General features: G+C 43.2%; 15 protein-coding genes. 6 read left to right on the top strand and 9 right to left on the bottom strand.

Annotated features, from left to right (window positions below; all coding sequences use genetic code 11):
* Nucleotides 1-259 (top strand): hypothetical protein (locus tag C8D97_RS18295; protein WP_210204983.1); only part of this gene is annotated, 259 nt, incomplete at its 5' end.
* A gap of 78 nt (nucleotides 260-337) precedes the next feature.
* Here C8D97_RS18295 and C8D97_RS17055 read toward each other — a convergent pair.
* From C8D97_RS17055 to pssA, 3 genes are all read right to left on the bottom strand, one after another.
* Nucleotides 338-922, bottom strand: a complete 585-nt coding sequence (locus C8D97_RS17055; protein WP_109765016.1) for a protein-methionine-sulfoxide reductase heme-binding subunit MsrQ — start codon at nucleotides 920-922, stop codon at nucleotides 338-340.
* A gap of 3 nt (nucleotides 923-925) precedes the next feature.
* Nucleotides 926-1,879, bottom strand: coding sequence for a protein-methionine-sulfoxide reductase catalytic subunit MsrP (msrP, locus tag C8D97_RS17050; RefSeq protein WP_109765015.1), 954 nt, complete (start codon nucleotides 1,877-1,879; stop codon nucleotides 926-928).
* 187 nt (nucleotides 1,880-2,066) lie between these two features.
* Entirely contained in the window at nucleotides 2,067-2,846 is a 780-nt protein-coding gene (gene pssA / locus C8D97_RS17045) for a CDP-diacylglycerol--serine O-phosphatidyltransferase (protein ID WP_109765014.1), read from the bottom strand.
* 207 nt (nucleotides 2,847-3,053) lie between these two features.
* Here pssA and C8D97_RS17040 point away from each other — a divergent pair, with 207 nt between their 5' ends.
* A complete protein-coding gene (locus C8D97_RS17040; protein WP_109765013.1) occupies nucleotides 3,054-3,332 on the top strand; it encodes a DUF3579 domain-containing protein in 279 nt (92 codons plus the stop codon).
* A gap of 90 nt (nucleotides 3,333-3,422) precedes the next feature.
* The gene (locus tag C8D97_RS17035) at nucleotides 3,423-3,866 is read left to right on the top strand and encodes a DUF4124 domain-containing protein (RefSeq protein ID WP_109765012.1); all 444 of its coding nucleotides are present in this window, start codon (nucleotides 3,423-3,425) and stop codon (nucleotides 3,864-3,866) included.
* A 113-nt stretch (nucleotides 3,867-3,979) separates the two neighbouring features.
* Here C8D97_RS17035 and clpB read toward each other — a convergent pair whose 3' ends face one another.
* The 4 genes from clpB to rluD form a co-directional block, all read right to left on the bottom strand.
* Entirely contained in the window at nucleotides 3,980-6,550 is a 2,571-nt protein-coding gene (gene clpB / locus C8D97_RS17030) for an ATP-dependent chaperone ClpB (RefSeq protein ID WP_109765011.1), read from the bottom strand.
* Nucleotides 6,551-6,647: 97 nt separating this feature from the next.
* The gene (locus C8D97_RS17025; RefSeq protein ID WP_170115288.1) at nucleotides 6,648-7,349 is read right to left on the bottom strand and encodes a lysophospholipid acyltransferase family protein; all 702 of its coding nucleotides are present in this window, start codon (nucleotides 7,347-7,349) and stop codon (nucleotides 6,648-6,650) included.
* A gap of 10 nt (nucleotides 7,350-7,359) precedes the next feature.
* Entirely contained in the window at nucleotides 7,360-8,172 is an 813-nt protein-coding gene (pgeF, locus tag C8D97_RS17020) for a peptidoglycan editing factor PgeF (RefSeq protein WP_109765009.1), read from the bottom strand.
* A complete protein-coding gene (gene rluD, locus C8D97_RS17015) occupies nucleotides 8,169-9,131 on the bottom strand; it encodes a 23S rRNA pseudouridine(1911/1915/1917) synthase RluD (protein WP_109765008.1) in 963 nt (320 codons plus the stop codon). The genes pgeF and rluD overlap by 4 nt, the downstream gene beginning before the upstream one ends.
* A 182-nt stretch (nucleotides 9,132-9,313) precedes the next feature.
* On the opposite strand from rluD, the gene C8D97_RS17010 reads away from it, so the two are divergent.
* The gene (locus C8D97_RS17010; RefSeq protein WP_109765007.1) at nucleotides 9,314-10,072 is read left to right on the top strand and encodes an outer membrane protein assembly factor BamD; all 759 of its coding nucleotides are present in this window, start codon (nucleotides 9,314-9,316) and stop codon (nucleotides 10,070-10,072) included.
* 157 nt (nucleotides 10,073-10,229) lie between these two features.
* Here the strand turns inward: C8D97_RS17010 and glnB are convergent, their stop codons facing one another.
* Together glnB and nadE are read right to left on the bottom strand one after the other, a co-directional pair.
* A complete protein-coding gene (glnB, locus tag C8D97_RS17005) occupies nucleotides 10,230-10,568 on the bottom strand; it encodes a nitrogen regulatory protein P-II (RefSeq protein ID WP_109765006.1) in 339 nt (112 codons plus the stop codon).
* A gap of 64 nt (nucleotides 10,569-10,632) precedes the next feature.
* Nucleotides 10,633-11,478, bottom strand: a complete 846-nt coding sequence (nadE, locus tag C8D97_RS17000; protein ID WP_109765005.1) for an ammonia-dependent NAD(+) synthetase — start codon at nucleotides 11,476-11,478, stop codon at nucleotides 10,633-10,635.
* Between the two features lie 252 nt (nucleotides 11,479-11,730).
* Here nadE and C8D97_RS16995 point away from each other — a divergent pair, with 252 nt between their 5' ends.
* Both C8D97_RS16995 and C8D97_RS16990 read left to right on the top strand, forming a co-directional pair.
* Nucleotides 11,731-13,344 carry a two-component system sensor histidine kinase NtrB gene (locus tag C8D97_RS16995; protein WP_109765004.1) on the top strand — a complete coding sequence of 538 codons (1,614 nt, stop codon included), beginning with the start codon at nucleotides 11,731-11,733 and terminating at the stop codon, nucleotides 13,342-13,344.
* Nucleotides 13,316-14,662 (top strand): sigma-54-dependent transcriptional regulator, encoded by a 1,347-nt coding sequence (locus tag C8D97_RS16990; protein ID WP_109765003.1) that lies wholly within the window; start codon nucleotides 13,316-13,318, stop codon nucleotides 14,660-14,662. The genes C8D97_RS16995 and C8D97_RS16990 overlap by 29 nt, the downstream gene beginning before the upstream one ends.
* Nucleotides 14,663-14,746 lie beyond the last annotated feature (84 nt).

Genomic DNA, 14,746 nt, shown 5'->3' with positions numbered 1-14,746 from the left:
CGTTATTGACTTTATCGCTCTGAGTGCCCACACAAATTATTTCATCAATCTGTTAAAGAACATGTTAATCAGGAACCTGCCTGACCAACTCAACGTCGCTTTCTCAACGTTGGGGCGCGAATTATACGCCACTCAAACATCCTGTCAACACTTTATTTTGTGTTTGTTTTGCTTCCTGCAAAACCGCTTGAAAACTGACTTAGACTCTTCGTTGAAGAAGGCCTGCTGCCCTAAGCGAGATGCGCATTATAAGGATTAAATTACGCTTGGCAAGCGTTTAATTTAAAAAATATAAAAGAATTTTAAAGGCGATTACTTATCGTTCAATTAGGCTGATTTACGCACGTAATTTAGCCAGATATGGTCGGATTCTGAACGATAATAAAAACAGAAGTATTATTAGATAGATAAGCGGCTCGTTTAAATCCGCCTTACTTTGCCAGATGAAATGAATGATCGACAAAATCGCTATCAAATAAACCAGTTTATGCAGCTTACTCCATGTTTGTCGCAGGCGACGTTGCATTCCTTTGGTTGAGGTAACCACTAAAGGAATAGTCAACAAAAAAGCCAACATTCCCACGGTAATATAAGGTCGCTCAACAATTTCTTCACCGATAGAAGCCCACTGCCAGCCCAAAAAGAACCATAAGTACACAAGAAGGTGCAAACATAGGTAAAAGAAGAAGTACAAACCGAGCATACGCCGATAACGGATCAGGTAGTTGGCTTTTAAAAGTCGCCTCGCTGGCGAAATAGCCAGGGATAGTAGTAAAAATCTTAACGCCCAGATGGCAAAGCCGTGCAGAAGCACTTCCTGAGGATCCGCCCCCAGGGACTGACTCACTGCAGCGTAAATATAATAAGCGAGAGGTGATAAAGCCAACAGGTGAAGCACCCCCCGAATCATTACTTGCATCATTGCTTAAAAGTTTTTCCGTAAATTCATACCTTTGTATAAATGTGCCACATGCTTACCGTAGCCATTAAACAGTTCTGTATCGATCCGCTTGGTACCAAACAGCGACTCATCGATCAAACGTCGCTCAGTCGCCTGACTCCAGCGAGGGTGATCAACCTCAGGGTTCACATTAGCGTAAAATCCATATTCACTCGGCGCAGACTGTTGCCAGGTGTTTAAAGGCTGCTTTTCGACAAACCGAATTTTGACTATCGATTTAATGCTTTTAAAGCCATATTTCCAGGGAATTATTAAACGCAATGGCGCGCCATTTTGAGCCGGAAGCGTTTTACCGAACACACCCGTGGTTAATAAAGTTAACGGATGCATCGCTTCATCCATTCTTAGTCCTTCTTTATAAGGCCAGGACAGAGAGAAAAAGCCAAGGGCTCCGCGCTTTTGACCTGGCATCCTTTCCGGATCATAGAGCGTTTCGAATTCAATATATTTGGCTTTACTGGTTGGTTTAACCTGTTTGATCAGCTGATTTAGTTCAAAACCTTTCCAGGGCACAACCATTGACCAGGCTTCAACACACCGCAAACGATAAATTCGCTCCTCCAATGTCGCCCACTTCAGTATATCTTCGAAAGAATACCGCCCCGGCTTTTCAACCTCGCCTTCAATCGTCACATGCCAGGGCAGAGGCTGAAAGTCTTTTGCAAGTTTTGCAGGACCGTCTTTGCTGAGTGAGAACTCATAAAAATTATTATAATGAGTCACTGTGTATTCGGATGTTAACTTTTCATCGGTCGAATAATGCCCAGAAGCTGTTTTACCTGCAGCTATATAAGGTGAGGCAGCGGCGACAGTAAGCCCACCGATAAACTGGCGACGATTCCAATAAGTAGACTCGTCGATCACTTCATGTTCGGGCCGATTATAATCTGGGGTTGTTCGACTGTTTTTGATTATCATAGAGACTCCTTTGGTATTAAGGATGCACGCCACTATAATATGTTACGAAATGGAAACCCTTTTAGATTCAAATGAAGAAATAAAGGATTTCGACAAAAGGAAGAAAATACCCGTCCATCATTCTGGTCGGGTATTGTTTGAACCACTATTTAAGTAAGGTAATGACGGAGCTTTACCGCCATTACATCTAAGTGTCTTCTGAGGAATTCTTAGCTTTAGCACGTTCACCACGACGCAGCATTAAATTACGTTTTTGCCATAACGTTAATACTGGTCCTGAGAGTGCGTAAACACTGAAGACGGTAAATAAAACAACCGGCGGCTGGTAAGCAATGAGTACAAACGCCAGCACCACCACTAATACCGCAATAAAAGGCACTTTTCCACGCCAGTCGACTTCTTTAAAACTGTAATAGCGTAAATTGCTGACCATGCTTAACCCTAGCAGCATGGTAATGATTGAAATCCAGATACCGTATACTTGACCATCAATCTCAAGATCGACACCTAACCAGACCATACCCGCCAAGATAGCCGCAGCCGAAGGTATCGCAAGCCCTTGAAAATAGCGCTTATCAGACGTGCCAAGCTGAGTATTAAAACGGGCAAGTCGTAATGCGCCACCGGCCACAAATACAAATGCTGCAAGCCAACCTAGTTTTCCATGACTGGATAAAGCCCAGTTGTAAATAACCAGAGCAGGTGCAATACCAAAAGATACTATATCTGCCATTGAATCGTATTCGGCACCAAAGTCAGACTGTGTATTGGTCATTCTTGCTACACGCCCGTCCAGACCATCCATGATCATAGCAATAAAAATTGCGATGGCAGCCATTTCATACTGCCCCTTCATGGATGCAACCACCGCAAAAAAGCCGGCAAATAAGCCTGCGGTGGTTAATAAATTAGGTAACAGGTAAATGCCTCGTGATGGTGTTTTACTTTTTACTTCATTATTTGTCATACAGATTGTCTCAATATAATAGCGTTACACGCTCTCTCTGCTAGAATTCTTATAAGTTCAACGAGTTACCTAGTTTACATGGCTTTAAGCCATTGATAAATGCGCAATACACTTAAAGCCCGATTAATGGGAAGTTGACAGATATAACCGATATGTCAAGATACGCGCGCCCGAAACAAACATCCATCGCATAAAAGAATTTAGACTATGCAAATCGCTGAAAATGAGAAGCTTGTTATTATTGGACTCAATAAGGCCGGACAAAAATTTCGCCCGTCTGACTGGGCAGAACGCTTGTGTGGCGGGCTTTGCACCTTTCGAAACCGCCGTATGTATTACTCTCCACTGCTCAGGCCTGCAGTAATTGATGGTATAAAATGTGTAGTGGTTGACTCGGCGCTTGCCGATAAACACTCAGAAATGTACCAATATGTACTTGGCTTTGTGGAAGAAAACACCCTCAAAACTGAGATACAGTCGAAATAATTGTACTTTTTGTCGACTCCTATGCTGACTTTAACCCTGCTTTGGCGCTATATTAGTAGATATCGCTTTGTATTCTAAGGATTTATTACCATGTTTCGTAATGTATTAATCACTGGTTTTCTGGCCATGTTCAGCTTAATGACTCTGGCTGCCGAAGATGTTCTGTATAAATGGAAAGATGCCGAAGGTAATATTAAGTTTGGTGATAGACCTCCCAAGGGTGTCCCATTTGAACGCATTAAAGTGCGTCGTTCCAAATCAACCGGCAGTGCCAGCGCCATTACCGAAAAGCTCGATGCTAAAAAACAGGACAACTCCGATGTTGAAGAGCAACTCTCGAAGGCTCAGCAACAAATGGCAGAAGCCTGTAAAATTGCCAAAGCCAACATGAGCACTCTTAATAACGCATCGCGAATTAAAGTCGCTGTTGAAGGCGGTACTCGACTAATGACGGAAGAAGAAAAAGAAGCCAAGAAAAAAGAAACCCAGCGGCAGATTGATGAGTATTGCAACAGTCAGTCTGAATCGCAATAAATAGGCAAGTTGACCAACATTAATTCATCAATAAAAAAAGCGAGGGCAACCTCGCTTTTTTTATTGATGAATATTATTTGTGTGGTTCATACAATGTTTACAATAAACTCATCTTATCGAAAGACAATCTCCTGATCTTCCGTTTGCACTAAAATAGTCTCCCCTGCAGAAAATCCACCTTCGAGAATTTTTTGCGCCAATGGATTTTCGAGCCACTGCTGGATAGCACGTTTAAGCGGTCTAGCGCCATACACAGGATCAAAGCCACGCTTAGCAATCAAGCTTAAAGCCTCTTCATCAACATCAAGCTGTAGGTCATGATCACTTAAACGATCCCGTAATAATTGCAATTGAATTTTTGCAATTTGCTTAACGGCTTCTTCGGGCAATGAGTGAAATACCACAGTTTCGTCCACACGATTAATAAACTCTGGTCGAAAAAACTGACCAATGACGTCCATAATTTTACTTTTTATGGCTTGGTAGTCCCCTTTACCGGACTCTTCCATAATAATATCGGAGCCAAGATTAGAGGTCATAACCACCACGGTGTTTCTAAAGTCTACGGTGCGCCCCTGACCATCGGTCAACCGGCCATCTTCGAGTACTTGCAACAAGACATTAAAAACATCCGGATGTGCTTTTTCCACTTCATCCAGCAAAATCACTGAATAAGGTTTACGACGAACAGCCTCCGTCAGATAACCACCTTCATCATACCCAACGTATCCTGGCGGAGCACCGATCAATCGGGCCACCGAATGCTTTTCCATAAACTCCGACATGTCGATGCGGATCATCGCTTCTTCACTGTCAAATAAAAACTCAGCAAGCGCTTTACATAATTCGGTTTTACCAACGCCCGTTGGCCCTAAAAATAAAAAGGAACCATTCGGACGATTCGGATCGGACAAGCCTGCACGGGAACGTCGAATGGCATTAGAAACGGCTGTAACCGCTTCGTTTTGGCCAACCACTCGTTGATGTAAACCCTCTTCGATTTTGAGTAACTTCTCTCGCTCACCTTCAAGCATTTTCGACACAGGAATACCGGTCCATTTCGAAACCACTTCTGCAATTTCATTCTCGGTGACTTTATTTCTTAACAAGGTCATATCGTGCATTTCGGCTTGTGCGGCAATGTCCAACTGCTTTTCAAGCTCGGGGATTTTGCCGTATTGCAGTTCGGACATTCGACCAAGATCACTTGCCCGACTCGCTGCTTCAAGCTCTAGCCGAGCCCGCTCTAATTCGGTTTTAATGTGAGTGGTACCTTGTAACGCTGCTTTTTCAGCCGTCCAGATTTCATTTAACTCAGCAAACTCTCGCTCCAGTGTTTCTATCTGCTGCTCAAGATCCGACAATCGTTTACGAGAACTGTCGTCTTTTTCTTTCTTTAACGCTTCTCGCTCAATTTTCAGCTGGATCATTCGACGTTCAAGCTTATCCATTTCTTCCGGCTTGGAATCTATTTCCATCCGGATACGACTGGCGGCTTCATCAATTAAATCGATCGCTTTATCCGGCAACTGCCGATCAGATATATAACGATGAGATAAGGTTGCCGCACTTACTATGGCAGGGTCAATAATTTCAACACCATGATGGACTTCGTAGCGTTCTTTTAGGCCACGCAAAATCGCGATTGTATCTTCAACATTGGGTTCGTCCACTTGAACTTTTTGAAAGCGACGTTCGAGTGCCGCGTCTTTTTCAACGTATTTACGATATTCATCCAACGTTGTTGCACCAACACAATGAAGCTCTCCTCTTGCCAGTGCAGGCTTTAACATATTTCCCGCATCCATCGCACCGTCGGCTTTCCCAGCACCAACCATGGTATGTAATTCATCGATGAATAAAATGATGCGACCTTCCTGTTTTGCCAAATCATTCAATACAGCTTTGAGTCGCTCTTCAAATTCGCCTCGATATTTTGCTCCGGCAATTAACGCGCCCATATCTAATGATAGAACTCGTTTTCCTTTTAATCCTTCGGGTATTTCGCCGTTTACTATTCGCTGTGCCAAGCCTTCAACTATGGCTGTTTTTCCAACACCGGGTTCGCCTATTAATACTGGATTGTTTTTTGATCGTCGTTGTAACACTTGAATGGTTCGGCGTATTTCATCGTCGCGACCGATAACCGGGTCAAGTTTGCCTTGCTCTGCACGTTCAGTAAGATCCACAGTAAACTTTTCTAATGCTTGGCGCTGCTCTTCGGCATTGGGGTCATCGATAGATTGTCCGCCCCTAACATCTTCTATCGCTTGTTCTATAGATTTTTTATCAGCACCCAAATCCTTTAAAATTCTGCCAAGATTCCCTTTATCATCAAGAGCCGCCAATACAAACAATTCGGAAGAAATATACTGATCATTTCGCTGTTGAGATATTTTATCGCAAAGATTTAACAGACGGGCCAAATCATTGGATATATGGATCTCACCATCGTTACCTTCAACCTGAGGTAACTGATCGAGGGCTTCCAATAATTGAGAACGCAAAGCATGAACATTGACCGAGGCTTTGGTCAATAATGGACGAACCGTGCCACCTTCCTGATTGATTAATGAAACCATCAGGTGTACCGGCTCAATAAATTGATGATCGCGACCAATCGCAAGCGATTGCGCATCGGCAATAGCCAGTTGAAACTTACTGGTTAACTTATCCATTCTCATGACCGTTTACTCCACCTTTAGATCATAACTATTTTTAACAATAACACTGACCTATAAATTGGGGCGAAAAACGATAAATTCAACGCACCACTGAACTTTATGTATGATCGAACAAGTTTGTATCGGTGTTTCTTCCTAACAATACAGCGCCCAGTTGAACATCAATGTCATCTTGTAAGAAATGATAGCTGGCCAGCGATGGGAAGCAAGTGAGTCGTGCTTTACCGCGTAAAACTACGCCTGTAAAAACACTGCCTGGGCCTTTAACGCCTTCAATTCGCGCAGGGTAAACATGACAATCGAGTTTTTGTGATAATCGTCTTAACCCTGGTTTTATTTGTATTTTTTCATCACTGTCCAGATGAATTTTTCCATGGGGAAATAATGCAACAACATCGCCCTGTTTTACGCGGCGAATGACTTCTTTAAAGGCTTTATCAACCCGTCCTGAACGATCCACCGGTATGCAACCGGCCAGTTTAAACATCCAGGTTAAACCAAATCGTTGGTATTCTTCTTTAGCAATTAAAAAATGCAGAGGACGTCGACAGGAAGCGATTAGTAAGAAAGGATCCAATCCAGAAATGTGATTAGCCACCACAATGGCGCCTCCTTTTTCGGGCAGAATAATTGTGTCGCCATCAAGCCGATGATAATAACGACAAAAGATTCGAATCCACCCATCGATACTGTTGGTTAACCAAAAACCCCAGTCAGCCCGATTAGCTTTAAGTCCGATTACTGTCCAAAGCAAAATAGCAATGGCTGATCCTGTAAGCCAATATAAATAATCGTACAAACTCTTCGTCCTAATTTATTCTGTCAAACCAGATTAAGCTGGCCATTCTGCCAGTTTCACCATCACGCCGATAGGAATAAAACAACTCAGGCTGCTGATAAGTACAATAGTCACCACCATAAACATCAACATGTTGTTGATTCAATTTTCTACGAGCAATGCCATATAAGTCGGCCAGATACTTTTCGCCAGAAACTTTAAAAAACACGTCATCACTGGCATTTTGGGACAAAAACATTTGCCGTACCTCAGCACCCACTTCGAACTTCGCTTGACTGATGGCAGGCCCTAACCAGGCCAGTAACTCATGAGTGCTAGAAGAATATTGGCTGAGTGTGTTTTCAATAATGCCATTTAATAAACCACGCCAACCGGCGTGAATGGCAGCCACCCAGTCACCCTGCTGATTTGTCAGCAATATTGGCAAGCAATCCGCCGTTAAGACGCAGCAAACAACATTTGAAGATGATGAAACAGATGCATCGGCGTCTAGAGCTGTGTTCGAATTGTTATGATGACTAGCCTGTTGTTCCTTTTGCACCCCAGACTGATGTTCAGTTAATAGCCCAATATTAGAGTCAGCAGCGATCACCTGAGTTGAATGGGTCTGATTGAGCCAAACCGGTTGTGAAGGCAAGTTTGCCAGACGCTCCAGTTCGAGCCGATTAGCGGCAACCTTTTTAGGGTCATCACCCACGTGACTCGCCAGATTCAAACCTTGAAAAGCACCTCGGCTTGAGCCTCCAACACGGGTAGTTATGATCGCATGAACCTGTGATGGTACTGGCCAGTCAGGATGAGTCAATCGATGCTCATCGGTCATGAAATGGGGTTTTCCTGTTGCAGCACTTTTAGCAACTCTGTGTAGTCTTCTGGCGGTGCCACTTCCCAGCTTAATGATTCTTGTGTTACCGGATGCATCACACCAAGTTTTCGTGCGTGCAAGGCTTGTCGCTTAAACCCACGAACCGCCTGCTTCAAGCGGTCACTGGAACCGCTGGGCGCATAGTTGGCGCGGCCATAGGTTGGATCACCCACCAGCGGGTAATGTAAATGAGCCATATGAACCCGAATTTGATGCGTCCGCCCTGTTTCAAGGTTAACCTTCAAATGAGTAAAGTCGTTAAACTTTTCGCGCAGTCTAAAATGAGTAATGGCTTCTTTACCACTGGTGGTCACCGCCATTTTTATCCGGCTTTGAGGGTGTCGCCCTATGGGCTCATCGATGCTGCCGCCAGAAACCATCTGACCGTGACAAATGCACTGATATTCCCGCTCGAATGCCCTCTCTTGTAACTGAGCCACCAAATGAGTATGCGCCTCCAAGGTTCGTGCCACTATCAACAAACCTGAAGTTTCTTTATCCAGTCGATGGATAATGCCTGCGCGAGGTAAATGTTTTAGATCGAGATCCAGATGCAACAGCGCATTGACCAGAGTACCATCCTTATTGCCCGGAGCCGGATGTACCACCAGCCCGGCAGGTTTATTGATCACCAGAATATGTTCATCCTGAAACACCACATCAAGGGGTATGTCCTGCGGCTGCCATTCACCAGCTATTTCCAGTTCGGCATCAATTTCGATGGTTTCATCACCCATCAGCTTAACTCTTGCTTTAGTGATCACTTCCCCATTTAGCTTTACGCAACCTTTTTTTATCCAGTCCTGCAGCTTTGAACGAGACACTTCGGTGCAATACTTGGCAACCGTTTGATCAAAACGTTGACCAAAGTCAGACTTATCTGCCGTAAAGGATTGTTTAAATTCTTGTTTTTCCATCAGATTATGTTTTTAGGGAACCTTTTTGCGTTAATAGCCTCTACAACTGTTATTGTGCGTATTCAGCTAATTATAATTGTTTGAAAACTCGGGTCGAAAATAGTCATTGGCCTTGCTGGCTTGCTCCGGTAGAATGCCTGACACTAACGATATGATTAAATTTTAACGAACTATTGAGAAGTATGAAAAAATTTCGTGTTTTATTTTGTGTTTTACTTTCTGGGCTACTGATTTCCTGCGCCTCTACATCCACCGACGATGTTGAGGTTCCGTTAGCGGATGATGCCTTTAAGCTGTATGAAAAATCGCAAACATCGATGAAAGCTGGCAATTACCAGTCTGCGATTCAGCATCTAGAACAACTCGACAGCCTCTATCCGTTTGGCCCATATTCTCATCAGGCTCAAACATCGCTTATTTATGCCTATTATATGGCCAGAGATTCAGCGTCAGCGATTTCAGCGGCAGAACGCTTTATACGGCAAAATCCAAACCACGACAATGTCGATTACGCCTATTATATGAAAGGCCTGACCAACTTTACGGCTGAAGTGGGCTTTTTTAAAGAACTATTATCAGCAGACTTATCACAGCGCGATGCTTCAACGGCTCGTCAGGCATTCAGCGATTTTGCCGAGTTACTGCGCAAATACCCAAACAGCAGTTACGCCAAAGACGCGCAAAAGCGTATGATTTTTCTGCGTAACCGCCTTGCCAGCTACGAACTGCATGTTGCCCGTTATTACATGGAACGAAGCGCCTACATTGCTGCAGCTAACAGAGCTCAATATATTGTCGAAAACTACCCTAAAACAACAGCAATACCCGATGCATTAGTTGTCATGGCAACCGCTTACGACTTGTTGAATTTAAGTGAACTATCCGAGAAAGCCAAAAATGTACTTAAGCTAAATTACCCGGAGTATGCTGCAAAACTGTAACAAGGACGCCTCCTAGGATTGGCTAAAAATTATTAAACCATTAAAAAAGGCTTCTGTTTAGAAGCCTTTTTTAATGGTTTAGTATAATCCCAAATACCATAAGCATGGTATTAGTGCTTAAAAACAACTCAACACCAATCAACTGTTTTGTTATCGATTAAATAGCTTCATCGTCCATTTCGCCAGTTCGTATGCGGATCGCCCTGTCCACTCGAGACACAAATATTTTACCATCACCTATTTTGCCAGTTCTTGCGACTTCAAGAATATGCTCAATGCAGGTATCCACCAGATCATCCGGCACCACCACTTCAACTTTAACTTTAGGTAAAAAATCCACCATATACTCAGCACCACGATACAATTCGGTATGCCCTTTTTGACGACCAAATCCTTTCACTTCGGTAACAGTCATACCGGCAACGCCCAGTTCGCCTAATACTTCCCGAACATCGTCCAGTTTAAAAGGTTTAATAATCGCTTCTATTTTTCTCATAATTTGATTCTCTAACTCAAGTTGAGGTATTTGCTGTCATTATATCGACGTTTAAGTGTGTCCATTACACGGTCTCATTATCATACAGGGTAGCAATGGGTTGCCGTTTATGTTGCGTTTTCTGATAGATAGTTATCAATAATTGCTCGGCTTTCGTTTCGATAGATTTTCCTTCCAGAAAATCATCAATTTGATCGTAAGTCACTCCCAAAGCGGCTTCATCTTGCTTACCAGGGTCAAGGCACTCAAGATCCGCAGTGGGCGCTTTTGTAATAAGTGTTTCTGGTGCTCCAAGATGAGCCGCCAACTGACGGACCTGACGCTTGTTCAGCCCAAATAATGGCGCTAAATCACAAGCTCCGTCACCCCACTTGGTGAAGAATCCAGTTATATTTTCTGCCGAATGATCAGTACCCAATACAAGGCCTCCCACCAAACCGGCCACCTGATATTGCGCTACCATTCTCTGACGCGCTTTCACATTGCCCTTAACAAAATCCTGAGCGGACTCATCTGCCATTGACATCGAAGCCGATTGCAAGGCACCAACCACATTATCACTCAGCGCATCAGCCGCGGCTTTTATATTAATAGTAAGACATTGGGATGGTTGAATAAAGTCGAGAGCCAATTGAGCATCGGCTTCATCACGCTGTTCACCGTATGGTAATCGCACTGCAATAAATTGGTAGCGAGATGATTGAGTAGACTCATTCAATTGATTAACCGCCAACTGCGACAATCGTCCTAATGTTGTGGAATCGACACCACCACTGATCCCCAACACAAGACTGCGAGTGTTCGATTGAATAAGCTGAGATTTAATAAAATCCACTCGCCGTTTTATTTCATGAGAAACATTTATTTCAGGAAGCACGCGCATTTCACTAACGATGTCACGCTGTTTCATTAAACCACCTTTTTATTTTTGCCATCATGATAAGATTTACTATGAATTTAATGAGTTTACCATAAGACAATTTAAAATAACCAAATGACAATACTTCAGCAATACCAACTAAAACCACCAGACTGAATGACAATCTTTTCAATAGCCTGAGTTCCCTGTATCTTTAGACTATAAATGGAGGACCTTCCGTTACGATAATTGTATCTGTAACCCACAGGAGTTCAATCGCATAAAAAATCCGCCAGGACCAACATGAAAGATTTAAAAGTCGAGCATCAATACACATCGCTTAGAGCCTTACAGATCTACACCATCTATCGAATAGTTGTTGCGGGTTTTTTATTAGTGCTGTTTCAGGCAAAAGCCGGCGAAGTATTTCTCGGCCAAAAATCGCCCATTTTATTTCATTGGTCTTCGGTTATTTACCTTTGTACCAGCATTGGCTTTTATTTCATCAATAAGAATCGCTCCGATATTTTTCGCTTTCTGGTGGAAATTCAGGTTTTTATTGATATTGTCCTTCTTACGCTGTTAATGCATGCCAGTGGCGGTATAGCAACCGGACTTGGCATGTTGATGGCGGTGTCGGTAACCACAGCATGTTTATTAGTTGAGCGTACCTCATCCATTGTTTTTGCGGCTATTGCTACCGCAGCAGTGCTGGGCGAAGCCATCTACTTAAACCTGTCAGGGCAAAGTCCCGATGATTACATAACCCAGGCAGGTTTATTAGGCGCAACATTCTTTGCCACCTCTCTGTTTGCTTTGTTAACAGCTCGTCGCTTAAAACAAAGTGAACTTGAGGCAGAATTAACTAGTGCCGATTTGGCCAGCATGGAAAAACTGAATGAGAAAATTATTCAGTTTATGAAAACCGGGGTCATCGTTGTCGACGAAGATCATAATGTACAGTTTATGAATACTGCGGCCTGGCAACTACTCGAAATGCCGGAACACATTGAAGGGCAAAATCTGAGCATAGTGAACAATGAACTTAACGCAAAAGTACAACAATGGAAAAAAACTGGGCACGCTCGATCCAGCTTTAAACAGTCACCTACCGGGCCAAAAATTGATATTACACTGTCGCAAATTGATCATCGAAATGACCAAAGTTTGATATTTCTGGAAGATTCCACCCCAATGACCCAGCAGGCACAAAACTTAAAACTAGCCTCGCTAGGGCGACTAACCGCAAGCATCGCCCATGAAATACGAAACCCTCTGGGCGCATTAAGTCATGCCGCTCAACTCATCTACGAGTCTCCGGATATCACTGAAGCCGACAAACGGTTGGTGGATATGGTGCAAAAAAATGCCATACGGGTGAATGCCATCATTGAAAATGTAATGCAATTGTCTCAACGTCGGGTATCTGAGCCTCAATCCGTTAATCTCTCATCGTTCTTGAAAAACATTTGTGATGAGCTGGAAAAAAACAATAAAGAAAAACTGCAGCTGTTTGTCGACATTAATCCAGAAGATTTATCGGTACAGTTTGATATCAGTCAACTGATGCAAGTGGTGACCAACTTATCCGAAAACGGTATACGACATAGCCTTAGTCATACCGGGCGAGGCAGTTTAAGTTTAATTGCCGGCATCAACTTTAAAACAAAACGTCCATTTCTTGATATTATTGATAAAGGCGAAGGTATTCCTCCATCGGTTGCAGAAAATATTTTCGAACCATTTTTCACCACCAGTGCCACAGGCACAGGACTCGGCCTTTACGTTTCAAAAGAACTATGTGAAGCTAATCGCGCTCAGCTGAATTTTATTCCTGTACCCGCAGGCGGCAGCTGTTTCAGAATTTCATTTGCCAGAGATGATAAGCATGACACAACCTCAAGCGCTATTAATTGACGACGAACCCGATATATTAGAATTACTCTCGATAACGCTAATTCGTATGGGCATTGACTGTGATACTGCGCCTAATATCAGTCAGGCTAAAGCTAAAATTGATAACAACAACTATAACCTCTGCCTGACTGATATGAAATTGCCCGATGGTGATGGCCTTGAGCTGGTTACGTATTTGCAAAACAAGCGGCCAGATACGCCAGTGGCGGTAATTACGGCACATGGCAATATGCAAACCGCCATAGAAGCAATGAAACTCGGTGCCTTTGATTTTATTTCCAAGCCAGTCGACTTAAGCAGTTTAAGAAACATTGTTAGTAACGCTTTAAAAGTAAAGCCCAGTGAAAAAGAGTCTACTAAAACATCACCGACGCTTTCACAAAAATTTATCGGTGAAACCGATAATATGCAGCGGTTAAAACAGCTAATTCTTAAGGTTGCAAAAAGTCAGGCACCTATTTATATTCGCGGCGAATCTGGAACCGGTAAAGAAATGGTCGCCCGATTGATTCACAGTAATGGCCCACGTTCGGACGCACCTTTTGTTGCCATCAACTGTGGCGCTATACCTACAGAGTTAATGGAAAGTGAGTTTTTTGGCCATAAAAAAGGCAGTTTCACTGGCGCTCAGAGCGATAAGGAAGGACTGTTTAAAACAGCTGATGGCGGTACATTATTTCTCGATGAAATAGCAGAGCTGCCACTGAACATGCAGGTAAAATTGTTACGTGCGGTTCAGGAACGGAGTATTCGTCCCGTTGGCTCGGAAAAAGAACACCCCGTTAATGTCAGAATTTTATCTGCATCGCATACCGATCTCAGCGAAATGGTTGAAAAAGACAGCTTTCGTCAAGATTTATTCTATCGCATCAATGTAATTGAAATTAATGTTCCACCTCTTCGCGAACGCGTTGCCGATATTCCCGCACTTGTGGATTACTTTGTTCGCCGTCTGGCGGATAGAAATCAAATAACCCCACCGAGCATTCCTGAAGCAGTGATTAAAAAGCTGCAGCAATATCACTTCCCGGGTAATATTCGCGAGCTTGAAAATATACTGGAGCGGGCCATCACCTTATCGCTTGATGAAACGCTAAACGCTAATGATATATTGCTTTCACAAAGTAACAGTTCGCAAACCAGTGATGGCATTGAGCGCAATGGCATGCCACTGGAAGACTTTCTTGAAGATATAGAGAAAACAGAAATAGCAAAAGCGCTGGAACAGACAGGTGGAAACAAAACCGCAGCGGCAGACTTACTTGGTATAAGTTTTAGAACCATGCGCTACAAATGTAAAAAACTGGATATTGATTAGCAACGCCGTAACAATCACTTAAAAATAGAATGGCGATAGGCTTACAACAAGCTGTCTAATTTTCTTATGGATCTCGGCAGTGTG

Origin of the sequence: Pleionea mediterranea, assembly GCF_003148745.1 — a bacterium.
Lineage (GTDB): Bacteria > Pseudomonadota > Gammaproteobacteria > Enterobacterales > Kangiellaceae > Pleionea > Pleionea mediterranea.
This window is presented reverse-complemented; position numbering and strand designations above follow the sequence as displayed.